General features: G+C 56.3%; 10 protein-coding genes and 1 pseudogene. 7 read left to right on the top strand and 4 right to left on the bottom strand.

The window, feature by feature from the left end; genetic code table 11:
• Positions 1-353 precede the first annotated feature (353 nt).
• Positions 354-3,143 (top strand): bifunctional aconitate hydratase 2/2-methylisocitrate dehydratase, encoded by a 2,790-nt coding sequence (locus QD336_RS14555; protein ID WP_499171150.1) that lies wholly within the window; start codon positions 354-356, stop codon positions 3,141-3,143.
• 123 nt (positions 3,144-3,266) lie between these two features.
• Here QD336_RS14555 and QD336_RS14550 read toward each other — a convergent pair whose 3' ends face one another.
• A complete protein-coding gene (locus QD336_RS14550) occupies positions 3,267-4,331 on the bottom strand; it encodes a class I SAM-dependent methyltransferase (RefSeq protein ID WP_499171149.1) in 1,065 nt (354 codons plus the stop codon).
• A 228-nt stretch (positions 4,332-4,559) separates the two neighbouring features.
• Here QD336_RS14550 and QD336_RS14545 point away from each other — a divergent pair, with 228 nt between their 5' ends.
• Complete coding sequence (locus tag QD336_RS14545; protein ID WP_499171148.1) at positions 4,560-5,372, top strand: nickel-binding protein; 813 nt, start codon at positions 4,560-4,562, stop codon at positions 5,370-5,372.
• A 465-nt stretch (positions 5,373-5,837) separates the two neighbouring features.
• On the opposite strand, the gene QD336_RS14540 is transcribed toward QD336_RS14545, so the two are convergent.
• The 3 genes and pseudogenes from QD336_RS14540 to QD336_RS14530 form a co-directional block, all read right to left on the bottom strand.
• Positions 5,838-7,046: an MFS transporter gene (locus tag QD336_RS14540; protein WP_499171147.1), complete on the bottom strand. Its 1,209-nt coding sequence runs from the start codon at positions 7,044-7,046 to the stop codon at positions 5,838-5,840.
• 405 nt (positions 7,047-7,451) lie between these two features.
• The gene (locus tag QD336_RS14535) at positions 7,452-8,831 is read right to left on the bottom strand and encodes an enoyl ACP reductase FabMG family protein (protein WP_499171146.1); all 1,380 of its coding nucleotides are present in this window, start codon (positions 8,829-8,831) and stop codon (positions 7,452-7,454) included.
• A gap of 216 nt (positions 8,832-9,047) precedes the next feature.
• A pseudogene (locus QD336_RS14530) lies at positions 9,048-9,317 on the bottom strand (methyltransferase family protein); the annotation flags it as partial.
• Between the two features lie 490 nt (positions 9,318-9,807).
• On the opposite strand from QD336_RS14530, the gene QD336_RS14525 reads away from it, so the two are divergent.
• The 5 genes from QD336_RS14525 to QD336_RS14505 all read left to right on the top strand — a co-directional run bounded on the left by QD336_RS14525 (position 9,808) and on the right by QD336_RS14505 (position 16,206).
• A complete protein-coding gene (locus tag QD336_RS14525) occupies positions 9,808-10,482 on the top strand; it encodes a hypothetical protein (protein ID WP_499171145.1) in 675 nt (224 codons plus the stop codon).
• A 295-nt stretch (positions 10,483-10,777) separates the two neighbouring features.
• Positions 10,778-12,226, top strand: coding sequence for an MBOAT family O-acyltransferase (locus QD336_RS14520; RefSeq protein WP_499171144.1), 1,449 nt, complete (start codon positions 10,778-10,780; stop codon positions 12,224-12,226).
• Between the two features lie 12 nt (positions 12,227-12,238).
• Positions 12,239-13,309, top strand: a complete 1,071-nt coding sequence (locus tag QD336_RS14515; protein WP_499171143.1) for an alginate O-acetyltransferase AlgX-related protein — start codon at positions 12,239-12,241, stop codon at positions 13,307-13,309.
• 149 nt (positions 13,310-13,458) lie between these two features.
• Positions 13,459-15,102, top strand: coding sequence for a glycosyltransferase (locus tag QD336_RS14510; protein ID WP_499171142.1), 1,644 nt, complete (start codon positions 13,459-13,461; stop codon positions 15,100-15,102).
• A gap of 18 nt (positions 15,103-15,120) precedes the next feature.
• Entirely contained in the window at positions 15,121-16,206 is a 1,086-nt protein-coding gene (locus QD336_RS14505) for a PilZ domain-containing protein (RefSeq protein WP_499171141.1), read from the top strand.
• Positions 16,207-16,297 lie beyond the last annotated feature (91 nt).

The raw sequence follows: 16,297 nt of genomic DNA, 5'->3' as shown, positions 1-16,297 counted from the left end.
CAAGCTGCCACGCTACCGGTTACCCAGAGAGCGTCTTCGAACTACGCCAAAAACGGGTAATTAGAATGGTCTAATATTCGCGCTGATTTGGTTAATAAATCCTTAATGAAGGGATCGTGAAAAACCACTGGCTGAAATATATTGATGGGTACAATCGAAAGTATATTCACCTGGGCAGGTTGCGGTGCCGGGATCGACGCTAAATCCCTTCTGCGGGTTTTTACTGAAATGCGACATCTTGTCAGCAAGCCCCGGTTGGCGTACTCGAAATCGATAGAAACCCGGGCCGATGAGCAATACCGTTGGGTGGCGCTCTGTATCGGCTCCATAGACATCATGACGTTGGGATTGCGATGAACCTTTACCTGGATTACCTGGCTGAAATCAAAAGCAGAGAACAACAGGGGCTTGCTCCCAAACCGATCGATGACGGTGCACTGACGGCCGAAATCATCGCCCTCATCAAGGATGCCGGCAGCGAGTACCGCGCCGATGCGCTGAAATTCTTCATCTACAACACCCTGCCGGGCACCACGAGCGCCGCTGGCGTCAAGGCTGCCTTCCTGAAGCAGATCATTCTCGGCGAAGTGCCCGTTCCGGAAATCACGCCGTCCTTCGCGCTGGAACTGCTGTCGCACATGAAGGGTGGTCCTTCCATCGAGGTTCTGCTCGATATCGCGCTCGGCAACGACGCCGCGATCGCCGCCGAGGCTGGCGAAGTGCTGAAGACCCAGGTCTTCCTTTATGATGCCGACATGTTCCGCCTGCGCGATGCCTACAAGGCCGGCAATGCGATCGCCAAGGCCGTGCTGGAAAGCTACGCCAAGGCCGAATTCTTCACCAAGCTTCCGGATGTCGAGGACGAGATCAAGATCGTCACCTTCATCGCCGCCGAAGGCGATATTTCCACCGACCTCCTGTCGCCCGGCAACCAGGCGCATTCGCGCTCCGACCGCCAGCTGCACGGCCAGTGTATGATCTCGCCGGAAGCGCAGGCGGAAATCGTCGCGCTGCAGAAGCAGCACCCCGACAAGCGGGTGATGATGATCGCCGAAAAGGGCACGATGGGCGTCGGCTCGTCGCGTATGTCCGGCGTCAACAACGTGGCGCTGTGGACCGGCAAGCAGGCCAGCCCCTATGTACCCTTCGTCAACTACGCCCCCATCGTTGCCGGCACCAACGGCATTTCGCCGATCTTCGCCACCACCGTCGACGTGACGGGCGGTATCGGCATCAACCTCAAGAACTGGGTGAAGAAGCTCGGCGAAGACGGCAAGCCGATCCTCAACAATGACGGCAACCCGATCCTCGAGCAGAAATATTCGGTCGAGACCGGCACCGTCCTCAAGATCGACGCCAAGAACCGCAAGCTTCGTGATGAGGCCGGTACGGAACTGGTAGATATCGCCGCCGCCTTCACGCCCCAGAAGATGGAGTTCATGAAGGCCGGCAGCTCCTACGCCATCGTTTTCGGCAAGAAGCTGCAGACATTCGCGGCCCAGACGCTCGGCGTCGAGGTGACCCCGGTCTTTGCACCGAACAAGGAAATCGCGATCGAGGGCCAGGGCCTCACCGCCGTCGAGAAGATCTTCAACCGCAACGCCGTCGGTGTCACGCCAGGCAAGGTGCTGCATGCTGGCTCGGACGTTCGCGTCAAGGTCAATATCGTCGGTTCGCAGGATACGACCGGCCTGATGACCGCGCAGGAACTGGAAGCGATGGCGGCCACCGTCATTTCGCCGCTGGTGGATGGCGCTTATCAGTCGGGCTGCCACACGGCCTCCGTCTGGGACAAGAAGGCGCAGGCGAACATTCCGAAGCTCATGTCCTTCATGAACAATTTCGGCGTCATCACCGCGCGTGACCCGAAGGGCGTCTATCATTCCATGACGGACGTGATCCACAAGGTGCTGAACGACATCACCGTGGATGACTGGGCGATCATCATCGGCGGCGACAGCCATACCCGCATGTCCAAGGGCGTGGCCTTCGGCGCCGATTCCGGCACCGTCGCGCTGGCGCTGGCAACGGGTGAGGCGACCATGCCGATCCCGCAATCGGTCAAGGTCACCTTCAAGGGCACGATGCAGCCCTATATGGACTTCCGCGACGTGGTGCATGCCACACAGGCGCAGATGCTGAAGCAGCACGGCGACAACGTCTTCCAGGGCCGCATCATCGAAGTCCATATCGGCACGCTGCTCGCCGATCAGGCCTTTACCTTCACCGACTGGACGGCCGAAATGAAGGCCAAGGCGTCGATCTGCATCTCGCAGGACGAAACGCTGATCGAGTCGCTGGAAATCGCCAAGTCGCGCATCCAGATCATGATCGAAAAGGGCATGGATAACGCCGCCCAGACGCTCAAGGGCCTGATTGACAAGGCGGATCAGCGCATTGCCGAAATCCGCTCGGGCGAAAAGCCGGCGCTGAAGCCCGATGACAACGCGAAATATTTCGCCGAAGTCGTCGTGGATCTCGACGTCATCGACGAGCCGATGATCGCCGACCCCGATGTCAACAATGTCGACGTGTCCCGACGTTATACCCACGATACGATCCGCCCGGTCTCCTATTATGGCGGCACCAAGAAGGTCGATCTCGGTTTCGTCGGTTCGTGCATGGTGCACAAGGGCGACATGAAGATCGTCGCACAGATGCTGAAGAACATCGAGAAGTCCGAAGGCAAGGTCGAGTTCAAGGCGCCGCTCGTCGTCGCCGCGCCGACCTACAACATCATCGATGAGCTGAAGGCCGAAGGCGATTGGGAAATCCTGCAGAAATATTCTGGCTTCGAGTTCGATGATCTGAAGCCGAAGACCAGCAACCGGACGGAATACGAGAACATCCTCTATCTCGAACGCCCGGGCTGCAACCTGTGCATGGGCAACCAGGAAAAGGCCGAAAAGGGCGATACGGTTCTCGCAACCTCCACCCGCCTGTTCCAGGGCCGCGTGGTGGAAGATACGGCTGAAAAGAAGGGTGAATCGCTGCTTGCCTCCACGCCGGTCGTGGTGCTCTCGGCCATCCTTGGCCGTACGCCGAGCATCGAGGAATATCGCTCCGCCGTCGAAGGGATCGACCTGACGAAGTTCGCCCCGCCGAAGGTAACGCCGATCGATTCCCAGTCGGTGCATTACTGAGGTCGTGATTGTCGCCGTGCGGGGGCAAGACCGCCCGTGCTGGCGACCCACCGAAAATATCGGTTGAATGACCACAGCGGGGAGAAATCCCCGCTGTTTGTCTTTGATAGAGCGCGAACAGCCCTAGATGCGCGCCTCCAGGACCATGTTGAAAGGCCCCGTAAAGGCTCGGCTGACATGCGTGAACCCACCTGAGCGGATGACTTCGGCAAGCTTCGCTTCGCCAGCCTGGGCGCCCAATCCTTCACCGACTTCCTGATCAAGCGACGTCGGCACACAGATCATGGTCGATGCGTTGTAATAGAGGCGGCCGACGGGGTTCATGTTGTCCTGAGGGCGATCGCCGGCGATGGGCTCGACGATCATCCAGGTGCCGTCCTTTTTGAGGATACGGGACATGTGCCCCGCGCACCCACGCGGATCCCCCATATCGTGCAGGCAGTCGTAACTGGTTATGAGATCGAAGTCCTTGTCCTCGATGTCCTTGGCCGTTGCCGCAAGGAACTTGACCCGGTCATCCACCCCGTGGTTTCGGGCATGCCTGTTCGCCTCTTCGATGGACGGTTCGTGGAAGTCATAGCCTATGAAGCTTGTGTTGGGATAAGCCTCGGCCATGAGAATCGTCGAAAAACCGACGCCACAGCCGACATCGGCGACCTTGGCGCCCTTCACCAGTTTTTCCTTGACGCCTTGCAGGGCAGGCAGCCACGATTGCACGATATTGTTCACATATCCCGGACGGAAGAACGCGCCCGTTGCGCAGAACAGGCAACCTGCGGTGTCTCCCCACCGCACCCCGCCGCCCGTGCGGAAGCTCTGCTCGACCTTCGGTTCTCCCTCGATCATCGCGGCCACCAGATCGAAAGCCCCTTCCAGATAGACGGGACTGTCCTTGTTGACGAACACCATCGCCTGCTCGGGTGAGAGACTGAACATCCCGGAGCCGCCGTCGTAGTCGATGTATCCGTTTGCCGCCTGTGCCAGGGCCCACTCCCTGACATATCGCTCCGACAGGCCGCCAGATGCCGCGGCCAGCCCTGCGGATGTCAGCGGCCCGGCGCGATGCAGCGCATCGAACAGGCCCAGCCTCAAGCCGATCCTGACAGTCGGAACGCTGAAGGCGCCACCAAGGTCACCCAGCATTTTGCCAATGAAAGAATGCAGTTTTGCTTCGTCGAGCTGTGTCATCTCATTCCCCCCAATTTGCTTCGTTGGCGGGCAAAGGCTGACCGCAAATTGATGCGTCAGTGAATGCTCGTAGGCCATATAACATAGCCGAATACCCCTTAAACCGATATCGCTCTTTTCGGTGGTGCGTTCCTGTCCGGGGTCACCCACACGGGCGATAGACGATGGTTTGGGGAAGTCGTAAACTGGTCGGCAGAGGAGGCAACGATATACTCTTGGGAGGAAACAATGCCTATCTTCATGGACCGGCACGAGCTTGCCGGAGTTTCAGCGGCGGATATTGCCGCAGCACACCTCAAAGATATCAACATCCAGGATCGGTATGGCGTCAGGTTCTTAACCTACTGGTTTGATGAAAGGCGTGGCACGGCCTTTTGCCTTATGGACGCTCCGGATGCCGAAACCGCGCAGTGCGTGCATCGGGAAGCGCACGGCTTTGTCGCCAGCGAAGTGGTGGAAGTTGCCCTCTCGGCTGTCGAAGCGTTTCTGGGGCGAATACAGGATCCGGTAGCGGTTGGGACTGCCTCGAAAAACATGGACGCCGGCCACCGCGCGATCCTTTTCACGGATATTGTCGGTTCAACCGAAATGACGTCGCGCCTCGGTGATCGTATGGCGACGGAACTCATCCGGGCGCATGATGCTCTCGTGCGTGGTTGTCTGGGGCGACGATCGGGACGGGAGGTCAAACACACCGGTGATGGCATAATGGCCGTGTTCTCCTCCACGCCATTTGCCGTGGACTGCGCCATTGATATCCAGCGCGAGTTCCATCGCTATAACAGCGAAAACGGCGAGCCGCTTCACATCCGCATCGGACTGGATTGTGGGGAGCCGATCGAAGACAGCAATGATTTCTTCGGCACCACCGTGCAATTGGCCGCAAGACTTTGCGCTGCCGCCCAGAGCGATCAAATCCTGATATCGGACAAGACCTTCCAGGAATATGGCGGCGCCGATGTCCTCGTGCATGGCGATCGCTACAGTCTGAAAGGATTTGCCGAACCGGTTCTCGCTTATCGCTGCGAATGGCTGCATTAGCGACGGCCTGTGCCGCGATCGGAAGGATCACATTGTCCTTGCGCAATATTTGACGCTGAGAGCGTCCGCTGAAACATGGCGCAAGCCACCTGCGCCGTGTGATGGGGAATGTATGCTGCCATCTGCGTCAAAATGGCTGATGTTGTCTGCAGCGGTTTTGAAGTAGTGTTTCCTAACAATAGACAGTATCGAGTCACAGCCTGGAATATCTGAAATGTGGGATTTTTTCCCTATAGTCTTCTTGCCGTTCAAGCTTCTCGTGTTAGGCGTAGGCATGTTTTTCGCCATCAAGTGGCATCACGACCAAGCGAAGAACAAGTAACGAAACCCGCGAACCTTAAGCGCCCACGGATTAGAGAAGCGCCGCCCATTTAGTCCGCCTGTGTGCTGGCGTAGGCAACGCCAGCACAATTGCGCTTGATCAGACGCCTTGCCCCCAAACGGTGCAAGGCGGAAAGGCAGTGATCAATCGGGACGCTGCAGCAAAGCCAGAGCGACCGTGGATGCGGCCAGGATCGCGGTCAGAGCCAACGGAGCGGTAGCACCGTAGGAATCGACGATATAGCCGCCAAAAACCGCACCGATACTGATAGCCACCTGAAAAGAAACGACCATCAGGCTGCCCGCTGCCTCCAGGGCATCGGGCGCGCCGCGGGAAAGGTTGGTGGGCAGCACCACAGGCGCCATGCCGAAGGCAAGGCCCCAAAGTGCGACGAGAGCAAATGCAGCACTGGTATGAACACCCCAGACAACGAGGGCGATCGTAGCAAATGCCATCAGGGCGGCGGTGACGATGAGTGCGAGGCGGATACTGGTGTCAGCCATCCGGCCACCCAGCACATTGCCGATTACGGAGGCGACGCCAAAGCCGAGCAGGGCGAGGGCAATCGGCGTGGTGTCAAGCAGCGTCACCTGTTCGAGGAAGGGACGCACATAGACCGAACCGGCAAAATGTCCCGTCATCAGCAACAGGATTGCAAGCATCCCCAGTTGCACGCTGCGCCGCCGCGTCAGCCGCAGAACATCGGAAAGACTGTTGCTCGTGCTTGCCGGCAGCGACGGCAGGCTGAATATCTGCAGCAGCATGGCAATTATGGCAAGTCCCGCCGTCATCGACATGGCGATGCGCCATCCCAGCCAGTCACTGATCAAGGCGCCCATTGAAGGGGCAGCGATGGTGGCAAGCGAAACGCCGAGGGTGACGATAGCCATGCCGCGGCCGGTCGAATTTGCGCCGACGAGCCGCGCCACAACCGCAACCGAAAGCGCCCAGAAACCGCTGAGCGCGATCCCCAGTCCCGCCCGGCCTACCAGCAATAGCCAGAAATCGCCAGCAAATGACGCCAGAATGTTGGAGCCAATCGCCAGCGCGCTAAGGCCGACAAGCACGGTCTTGCGGTTCAGTTTGCCGATCAGAACATTGCTCAGCAAAGCCGTCACGGCGCCTACGGAAGCGGTCGCCGTCACGACCTGTCCGGCAGTACCCTCGGTAATGCCGAGATCGCGCGCCATGGGCGTCAACAATCCCGCCGGCAGGAACTCGGCCGATACCAGCGCAAAGCTGGTGGCCGCCATCGAAAGAACCGCGAACCAGGTCGCAGCGGTCCATGCGGGTTGCTCGGCGGCCTCCAGGGCAATTGTTGACCCATCAAATTGGGATGTCGTGTCCGTCATGGTTTCTCTCCTTGAGTTGGGAGAGTTTTAGACGAATTTTTTCGGATGATATGTATCTAAAAATCCGAATTTCATGCCTATTCCTCCGAAATTTGTGCGTTGCACAACGTTCGGCCGCTCATGTGCGTTGCCGCTGTCCTGGATTCATAACCTGACTGAAACGCAATCGCCGAGGACGGACAGAGGCAGATTGCGATGCCGGTAGCCGGCAGCTTCCAGGCCAATGACGCCCTGGCGCTACGTCGTGCCGCGGTCGAAGGAATGGGAATTGCCGTGCTGCCGCGTTTCGCAGCGGCGGGGAAAACGCCGCCGTACGCCCTACGGCAGATATGGGGGCGATTCCCGTCGCAAGATTCGTCGCTTCATGCCCAAAACACCCAGCTTCCACGCTAGGCTGGGAAGCCTTCACGCCGTCTCAAGGTGCGAGGATTGCATTCCCTGCGCGATAAGCGGCGCGGGAGACTTCGAATGCGGGTGGGAAGCGTTAAGTCGCCGAGCCACGATATCGTGGTTGAGCCACAGGACGGGACCGGAGGGTTCGGAAGATTCGCCGAAAATTAGCTGCCCGGTTGCCTTCAGAACGAGACCGCTCAGAAGGTCGCTGATCATCACCTTGCCATCCCGATGCATCTGGGTGATCTCGTTTGACGTGCCGATGGTCAAATCGGCCTGTGCCTGGCTATTTGCCATGGGCCAAGCCGAAAAATCATAGAACGGACGCATGACCTCGCTGGCCTGCATGTCGGTGATCTTCCGGAAAACATCCGTCATGGTCAAGCCGTCGGCCAGAAGCTGCTGGCAGGCCTGCCACTGTTCATCTGCCCACTGGCCACCGTTTTCTTTCTTCAACGCAAGCAGCAGCGGTATCAGGGGCAGCTCGATACCCGTGAACACATCGGAGGAATTGGTCCGGATTTCGGGGCAGTTATAGACAGTTGCCTTGATCCCTGTCGCCCAGGCTTGCTCTGCAATGCCTTCGAGCCGCATCTTCGCATAACCTTGGGTGTAGTTGGTGTAGGTCTGCCAACGATAGCTTCCGTCAATGAGGACCGCCGATCCGTGGTAACCATAGGCCGTGTACCGCACTTGTCCGCCCGAAGCTTCCACGCGCTCGCGGATCGCCGCGCTGAAATCAATGAGATGGCGAAAGGTGTTTGCGGAGACATCCTCAAAATTCTGTAGAATGAGCTTTCCCATGTCACTGTCGAGCAAGGTCTGCGACGACATGTGGCGAGTGCCAGTTCCCTTGTAGATTCGATTGGCGACGACCAGGAATACCTTCGCCTTCGGAATACCCCCGGCCATTGTGTGGGCGAAGAAAACATTGCGGCCATCGGCGATCATTCCGTCCAGAACGGTCATGACCTTTGAAAGCGACTCCGTGAAACGCGCAGTGGCGATGTCGCGGCATTGGCCGACATAGTCCCAGTCGAGCTTGTCGTGTTCCCAGCTCTCAAGCGTCATCTTTGCCAGAAGATCGGTGGGAGTTGGGCCGTCTGCGGGCGCATCGAGATCGAAACCCGCCATAAGAGGTATGTTGATGATCCTGCCGCCCAACTGGGCCTCCGCCGAAGACAGTTCCTCGGCGTTGAGCGGCCGCAGTGCGTTGTTCTCGTCGCGCCGCCCGACGGTGATCCCCACAATCTCCATTCCAGCCCGTCTGGCCTCGTCGAGCAAGCCGGTGGCGTATCCGCGACCGAACAGTTCTCCGAAGAGTACGAAAACATCGCCTTCACGGAAGACCGTGTTCTCGGAAAGATGATTCAATGCAACCGGATTTTCCATACTGTCAGCTCTTTAATTCGTGTGTCGTCGAGCAATGGCTCATACGGATTTTCACAAAGACATGACCGCACAGGCACAAAATGGGAACTCATTTTCGGTGACCGTTCATTTCAAAACGTGAAGTCGGTCTCCGTTAGTCCTCCAATACAGGGAAGTGCCGAGGCCGTGGCAGGTCGGCACACCGATATGGACCCTCAGGTGGCAGCGGCAAAATAGTCAGAGCCAGCGGCGAACCTCGGCCTTGTAGCGGCGGTAGTCGTCGCCGAACTTCTCTTCGAGATAGTGCTCTCCGCGGGCAATCGCTTGCGTCTGGACCGCGACCAGCACCAACGGGAGCAAGGCGAAAGTGACCGACCCCTCGAAGCCGATCGCAAGGCCTGCATAGATAATTGCCATGCCGAGATACATGGGATTGCGGGTCCATCGATAAGGACCGGTCGTTGCGATAAGGGGCGTTGGCTGCGACGGCCGAACGTTAGTGACCAATAGCTATGCTGTCTTTCGCGCCTCTTACGGCCTTCGGCTTTCCGGAACCCGATGTTTCCGGCAAAAAGCAACCCTCCGGCGGGAGGTTTCGAGCGGTGCCAGCCCTACAGGGCTGGAAGGCAGGACGGATGGAGGGGAAAGGTCCGTCCGATTTCTGAATGCGAGCACGCCAAAAGGTTTCTAGCCTGGCGAAATAAGTCGCAACGGCTCGCTCCCAGCTTTTTATAATCCTTACCCTACGGTCGCATCATAATATCGGATCTGCTGCAACCCTTGTGAGTGTTTAGCGAGCGCGGGAGGGCCTGCTCTCAGAGGCGCAGCTGGCTTTTCGCTCAGGCTCCTCTTCAACAGTTGCCCCGATTAGCCCATCACGGCCTGTCAGTCTACTAGCGAGCAATAAGCGGATTTTATGCACTGGAATTGTCATTTGCGATGTCACGAATTCTTGCATGGACGAAACGGCCACGCGAAATTCACGGAAATCATATCGGTGAAACAGTCGGATCAAGCAGTGTCATCAGTTTTGGAGTTTGTCGTTTTCCCATTGATCGTGGGCGCGTTTTCGTTTCCGCTCCTGCCGCGTTTGTTGGAGGAATTTACCCGCGAACGTGACAAATGGATTTCACCCGAATTTGAGGAGTTGCGAAGTCTGATTTCCGACGAGAACGTTCCCGCGTCTTTGCGCGACTTGTCGAAGAAACGATACAATGCCGAGGCATTCTTCATTCTTACGGGTATCAAGCCTAAAAACGCGAATGAACTGGGAGCGCTGCTCGAGCTCGAGCGCGCGATCGAGAGCAAGTTTAGCTGGAGGACGCTGAGAACCATCTATCCCGTGCATCTGTTCCCGTCTAATGGAAGTCTGTCTGTCAGGATTACTGCCGGTCAAACGGTAGGCCACTACATGCTGTATCTGCTGGGATTAATGATTACAGTCAGTGGTGGCGCGACTTTGTATTCAGTTGTTGATAAGGAATCTGTGTTTGGCGTTGCTATGGCGATTATCGCCCCGATACAGATTGGAATATTATTCGGTCTGCAGTATCTGGATACCCCCTATAGAAATGCGAAGTCCGTCCAGAAATATATAAAGGACAAGTCATCCAGCAGTCACCGCTCCTGCATCGCCTCAGACGCCACCTGCGCGACTGGCGACCAGAAATAGTCAATGATCCTGCGTGTGCCGGTCTTGATTTCGACTGACACCGCCATGCCAGGTGAAAGCGGTCGCATCACCCCGTCATCTCTGCGTGTGCTTCTTTCGTGGCGGGATAAAATCGTCCGATATCGTGAGTGATGAGAGTGGTTGCTGTTGTCATCGCAACGCTACTCCAATCTCGCCTTCACAACTGTGATTCGAAAGTCTGCTGAACACATCAAGTGGTTTAATTTTTTATTAACAGCTTATTGACTTCTGCATTAATTCATATTCTTATATGAGGATATTCAGTTCGACCTTCATGAAGAAAGTCGATAAGATGGTTTTTTCATCAAGTTTATTCATATTTATGTTTCTACCGATTGCGCTCGGTGTCTATTTTTCCGTTCCCTTTCGGTACAAATCACTAATTATACTTTTGTTCTCCTACCTTTTCTACGGATGGTGGAGGATAGATTACCTTGCCCTGCTTTTTCTCGTGACGCTCTGGAGCTATAGCTTCGGAAAGCTGATCTATGTGGAGCGGACGGCGCAAGCGCGAAAAAGATTGCTGATTGTTGCGATTTCCGGGCCTCTACTCGTGCTCGGTTATTTCAAATACTGCAATTTCTTTATGGACAGCCTTGCGGACCTCTTCAATGGGGGGGCCCCGTTTACATCGTGGCATGCGCGAATCTTGCTACCGATCGGTATCTCGTTTTATATTTTTCAGGCGATTTCTTATCTGATCGATATTTATAGGGAAGACGCGCCGCCAGCGCAGAACTTCTTCGATTTTGCAGCATTCAAGGCTCTGTTCCCGCAATTGGTCGCCGGTCCGGTCCTGCGTTACAAGGACCTTGCCCGTCAGTTCACGTATCGCGAGCATTCGCTTGAGCTTTTTGCCGAAGGCGGCATTCGTTTTTTTGCGGGGCTGGCCAAGAAGGTATTGATCGCGGATTCCGTCGCACCCATAGCGGATGCGATATTCGCCAAAGCCGATCCGACGTTTGCCGAGGCCTGGCTTGGGACCATCGCTTATTCGATACAGCTGTATTTCGATTTTTCGGGCTATTCCAGCATGGCCATCGGATTGGGGATGATGATGGGATTCCGTTTTATCGAAAATTTCGACTGTCCCTATATTTCCCGTTCCATCACGGAATTCTGGCGTCGCTGGCATCTCAGCCTCTCGGCCTGGCTGCGGGACTATCTCTATATTCCGCTTGGGGGAAACCGGCTGGGAACGGCAAGGACGTATTTCAACCTGTTCATTACCATGGTGCTGGGCGGACTGTGGCATGGCGCGAACTGGACCTTCATCTTGTGGGGTGTTTGGCACGGCGGGCTCCTGGCATTGGAGCGCGTGCTCGGGATTACGCCGTCCGATAAACGCTCTCTGGTGGCGCTGGGTGGTACCTTAGTGCTGGTCATGCTCGGCTGGGTCATGTTCCGATCACTCGACGTGCACAGCGCGGTCGACATGTATCGTGGAATGTCAGGCCTCAACGGATTTCATATCCAGCCGGATATCGCCTGGCAGATCAAAAACTTCGCTCTCGCTTCCCTGGCCGTTGGCGTGGCGGTGGTATTTATTGAGCCGTGGTTCAACCGAACTTTTCCGGCCGAGCGATTGATCCATATGCCACGTCACCCGTCTACTGCGGGCTTCGCTTTGGCGGCGACGGGCATCGTCTGCTTCTTTGGCATGATTTCGATATTGAAGCTGACGGCCGACAATGATTCACCCTTCCTCTATTTCCAGTTTTAGGGAGTACGGCGCATGATCTCACCACGTTTGCTTTCAACCGCGTCGGTTCTCTTTCTTTTGCTGGCCGGTGCCGGAATAACCGCCAATTATGTGGTCGATATACCGGATGAGGACCTGAAAGTGGACGATCTTGCCGATATCTGGACCGGGAAGGTCGCCAGTCGGCTTGAAGAAGGCTATGAGCGGGAATTGCCGTTCAGCAATTTCGCCGTCGAATTTTTTAATGCAGTTTCTCTCGGTGTTTTCGGAGAAGCTAGGAAAGGAGCGATCGTTGGCCGGGGCGGCTGGCTTTTCACGGCAGAGGAGTTTGCTTGGAGCCGAACATCGGAGGCCAACCTTGCAACGTCTTTCCAGACGATTGCCGATGTGCGCTCCAGATTGGCAGAAGCAGGCGCTACTTTGATTATAGTACCGATCCCGCCCAAAGCGCAAATCGTGGCCGGGCAACTGGGCAGCAACGTTTTGCCGGAAACCAACGCCGATCTTTATGAGAGATTTATGTCGTTCCTGAACAAAAAGGGGATAGCGGCCGCAGACGTGGCCGCGACGTTTGGTTCTGCAAAGCCTGAAGAACTTTTTTTGCGATCGGATACGCATTGGACGGTCAAAGGCAGCGGTCTGGCGGCCAAGGCGGCATGCGCCTCCATTCCCCATCGCGATCAGTTGATGAAAACGGTATTTGACAGCGTATCACAACACGAGGTCAACCATGTCGGCGATCTCGCAAAGTTTGTCGATGCCGGCTGGATGTTGTCCGGGACTGGTGCGGGCTCAGACATTATCCAACCCATATCGGCTGCGGCCAGGGCGGATCACGCCGATGCGCTATTTGCTGATGGCGAGGCTGGAGCTGGGCCGGCGGATCAAGTCGCGCTGGTCGGGACGAGCTATAGCGCGAACCCGCTTTGGTCGTTTGAAGATCAGTTAAAGACGACATGCGAGGTGGACGTTCTCAATTACGCTAGTGAAGGAAAGGGGCCTTTTGCGCCGATGCAGGATTTTCTGGAAAAACTCCGCTCGCAAACGGCTCCAAAAGTCGTATTGTGGGAAATACCCGTGCGTTATCTGGACGATGTTGTGTAAATATATGAATTTTACGCGCGAATATTGCAATTTATGGTTTTCTTTATTCAAATAAACATATAGTATGTATGTAAATAGCGTATTGTACATGGCATATTGCAATTTTATACCGTAAGATTTGCAAATATATTTCATTGATGGATTCTGCTATGAGACACTATCTCGAAAAGAGAGTGCTCGGTCTTCCTGACGAAGTGTTGCCTGTTGATAGGTTATTGACAGCGCCGGCTTCTCAGGCAGGGGAGCAATCCGCTATCGTCAATTGGAGCGAGAGCCTTCCAGCCCATCTGCTGTTTGTGCTTGGCCTCGCCAGCCTGATCGCGATCGTCCCGGAAGGCGTGCTTTTTGGCGCGAACGCGGGTCTCTTGTTCGGTCTCGGCGCACTTGCCGTCTGGCGGTATTTTTGGGGTGTCCTGCATTTCGTGCGGTCCAACATCTACCGACGAGTTGTCTTCCCAAAAATGCGCATTCGAGCGGATCATCACCTACAGCGTAGTGCGGAAAACGGGCGCGCGCCCCATGCCTATCTCATCGTAACCAGTTTTCGCATCGACGGCGACACGACAGCCGAGGTCTATCGCGCCGCGTTCCGGGCAGCGCTTGCTTCTCGGGGCGGGGCGACGGTCATCGCATCTATCGTGGAAATGTCCGACCAGCGCCTGATCCGTTCGATGCATCGGCTTATTTGCGGCGAAAACACCGATATCCGCCTCGTGATTGTCCGCATCAATGGCAGCGGCAAGCGGGATGCGCTGGCTTACGCGTTTCGGGCCGTCTCCAAGCTGGAGCCGAAAGGCGATGACGTCGTGGCAGTTATCGATGGCGATTCCGTCGTGCCCGAGAACCTCGTCGATCGATGCGCCGGTTTCTTCGCGGATGGTCGCGTTGGTGCGTTGACCACGGATGAAACCTCGCGGGTACGTGGAAAATCGTCATTTCACGTCTGGTATTCGTTGCGGTTTGCGCAACGCCACATTCTCATGTCGTCGAACGGGCTTTCAAGGCGCGTTCTGACGCTGACGGGCAGAATGTCGATGTTCCGCGTCTCGGTCATCACCAATTCCGATTTCATTCGGCAGGTGGAACGGGACTATATCGAGCACTGGCGTCTCGGCAGGCTGAAGTTCCTCACCGGCGACGACAAGTCGAGCTGGTACTGGCTGCTGCGCAACAATTATCACATGCTGTATGTGCCCGATGTCACCGTCTCGACAGTTGAAGACCCACCGTCAACAGGCTTTTTTCAGGCCGCGGCGCAATTGATGACACGCTGGTTCGGCAACATGCTGCGGACAAACGGCCGTGCACTAGCACTTGGTCCCTGGAATATCGGTTATTTTACCTGGTGGACGATCTTCGATCAGCGCATCTCGATGTGGACGTCGCTTGCCGGCCTCGTCATGGTCATCCTGATCGGGCTTTTTGAAAATCCACTCATTTTCGCGGCCTATTTCGCCTGGGTCCTGCTGACCCGCTACATCATGACGCTGATGCTGTTCAATTCCCGACCGCGGGTTTCGATTTTCTACCCCTTCTTTATCTATTTCAATCAGGTTTTCGGCTCGATCATAAAAACCTACATTTTCTTCCACCTCGATCGCCAGAAGTGGACGCGGCAGAAAACAACCCTGTCCGCCAATGGCACGGGTCGAGCCGCCGCGCTGAAAAACGCCTCTTCCACCTACATGCATGTTTTATCGATTACCCTGTTTGTAACCCTCATATCGTTGCTCGTCGGTCAATTGTCGGTCCCAGGCATTGAGGCGACGACTGCGATTTTCGGTATGCGCTGACCCGCGAAGGAGCCCAAAATGAATATGAGCATTGTGAGTTTCGAAGCGGATGAGCAACGCCAGCATGCGCGCTATAAGTTGCCGCTGAAATGTGTCATCGATCAGCACAGATATTCATCGATCGACTGGTCTTTGGGCGGGGTGGGCGTCGCTACAGGCGATGTCACCTTCGAAGAAGGACATGTTCTGCCCCTGCAGTTGCAAATCCCTCTCGATGGTTTCGACATGATGTTGCCCGTGAAAGCGGAAGTACGTCATTCCAGCGCGGAGACTGGCCGTACGGGTTTCAAATTTGTCGGTACGTCTCCGGCCGCGCAGCGTATGCTGCGTTATATTCACGATTCCTACATCAGTGGTGAGCTCGTCGAGGGTAACGACATTCTCGATTTCGCCAGACGCGCTTCCGGCGAGGTCAAACTGCGGCCACGAAAGTCGGGTGAGGCGGTACCGGGCGCTGGCAAATTCCGAAAAGCCGTGGGCATTGTCGCCACGCTGGTCCTGTCGCTTGCGCTTGCAGCGTTTCTGGCAAGCAGCCTCTATAAACGTCTCTGGGTCTTCGAGGCCGATAGTGCGGTGGTGACGGTCGATACGGTTCCGGTTCTTGCACCTGCCAACGGCATTATCACCAATCTGGTGACCGGACCGGTAAAAAGTGGTGAGCGGATTTTGACCGTTCTGACCGAGAGCGGACAGAGCACGTCGGTCGTCGCATCGTGCGATTGCACCGCCGAGCCCATCGGTCTGGCTGTCGATACGCAGACCAAGGCCGGAGCGCAGGTGTTGGGGCTGCGTCATGCGGATGCCAAACCGCACGTGGTTGCCATGGTGGATCGCTCACATATGATGGCGCTCTATAAGGCGCCGCATGTCAGCGTCGACCTGCCGCAGGGCACGGTTCTGCATGATGTGACGGTGTCTCAGTTGCCAAAAGTCAGCGAACAGTCCGCTGCGACCAGCAACCGTGTAGCAGTCAGGATCGATCTTGGCGGACACGACCTGTCGGCCGAAATCGGTACACCCGCTGTCGTTCGCTTCGACAACGGACCATGGTTCGGCCTGAACCAATGGTTTGCGGATATGACGGGCAGAATCCTGCCGAAGTAAGTGGTTGCGGGAGGTTTTGCCCCCCTCTGCTAATGGGGGCTGGCCGGCTGCCATATTGAATGACAGTTGCAGGAAATTCATGTGCAGGCGG

It is taken from the genome of Rhizobium sp. BR 250 (assembly GCF_047445855.1).
Lineage (GTDB): Bacteria > Pseudomonadota > Alphaproteobacteria > Rhizobiales > Rhizobiaceae > Agrobacterium > Agrobacterium tumefaciens_I.
The sequence above is the reverse complement of the archived record's forward strand: the minus strand, read 5'-3'. Positions and strand labels throughout refer to the sequence as shown.

Bases quoted from the DNA above. Each gene is read 5' to 3' on its own strand.
- QD336_RS14555 (WP_499171150.1), top strand. From the start codon at position 354: ATGAACCTTTACCTGGATTACCTGGCTGAAATCAAAAGCAGAGAACAA.
- QD336_RS14535 (WP_499171146.1), bottom strand. From the start codon at position 8,831: ATGGAAAATCCGGTTGCATTGAATCATCTTTCCGAGAACACGGTCTTC.
- QD336_RS14505 (WP_499171141.1), top strand. From the start codon at position 15,121: ATGAATATGAGCATTGTGAGTTTCGAAGCGGATGAGCAACGCCAGCAT.
- QD336_RS14545 (WP_499171148.1), top strand. From the start codon at position 4,560: ATGCCTATCTTCATGGACCGGCACGAGCTTGCCGGAGTTTCAGCGGCG.
- QD336_RS14550 (WP_499171149.1), bottom strand. From the start codon at position 4,331: ATGACACAGCTCGACGAAGCAAAACTGCATTCTTTCATTGGCAAAATG.
- QD336_RS14540 (WP_499171147.1), bottom strand. From the start codon at position 7,046: ATGACGGACACGACATCCCAATTTGATGGGTCAACAATTGCCCTGGAG.
- QD336_RS14515 (WP_499171143.1), top strand. From the start codon at position 12,239: ATGATCTCACCACGTTTGCTTTCAACCGCGTCGGTTCTCTTTCTTTTG.
- QD336_RS14510 (WP_499171142.1), top strand. From the start codon at position 13,459: ATGAGACACTATCTCGAAAAGAGAGTGCTCGGTCTTCCTGACGAAGTG.
- QD336_RS14520 (WP_499171144.1), top strand. From the start codon at position 10,778: ATGAAGAAAGTCGATAAGATGGTTTTTTCATCAAGTTTATTCATATTT.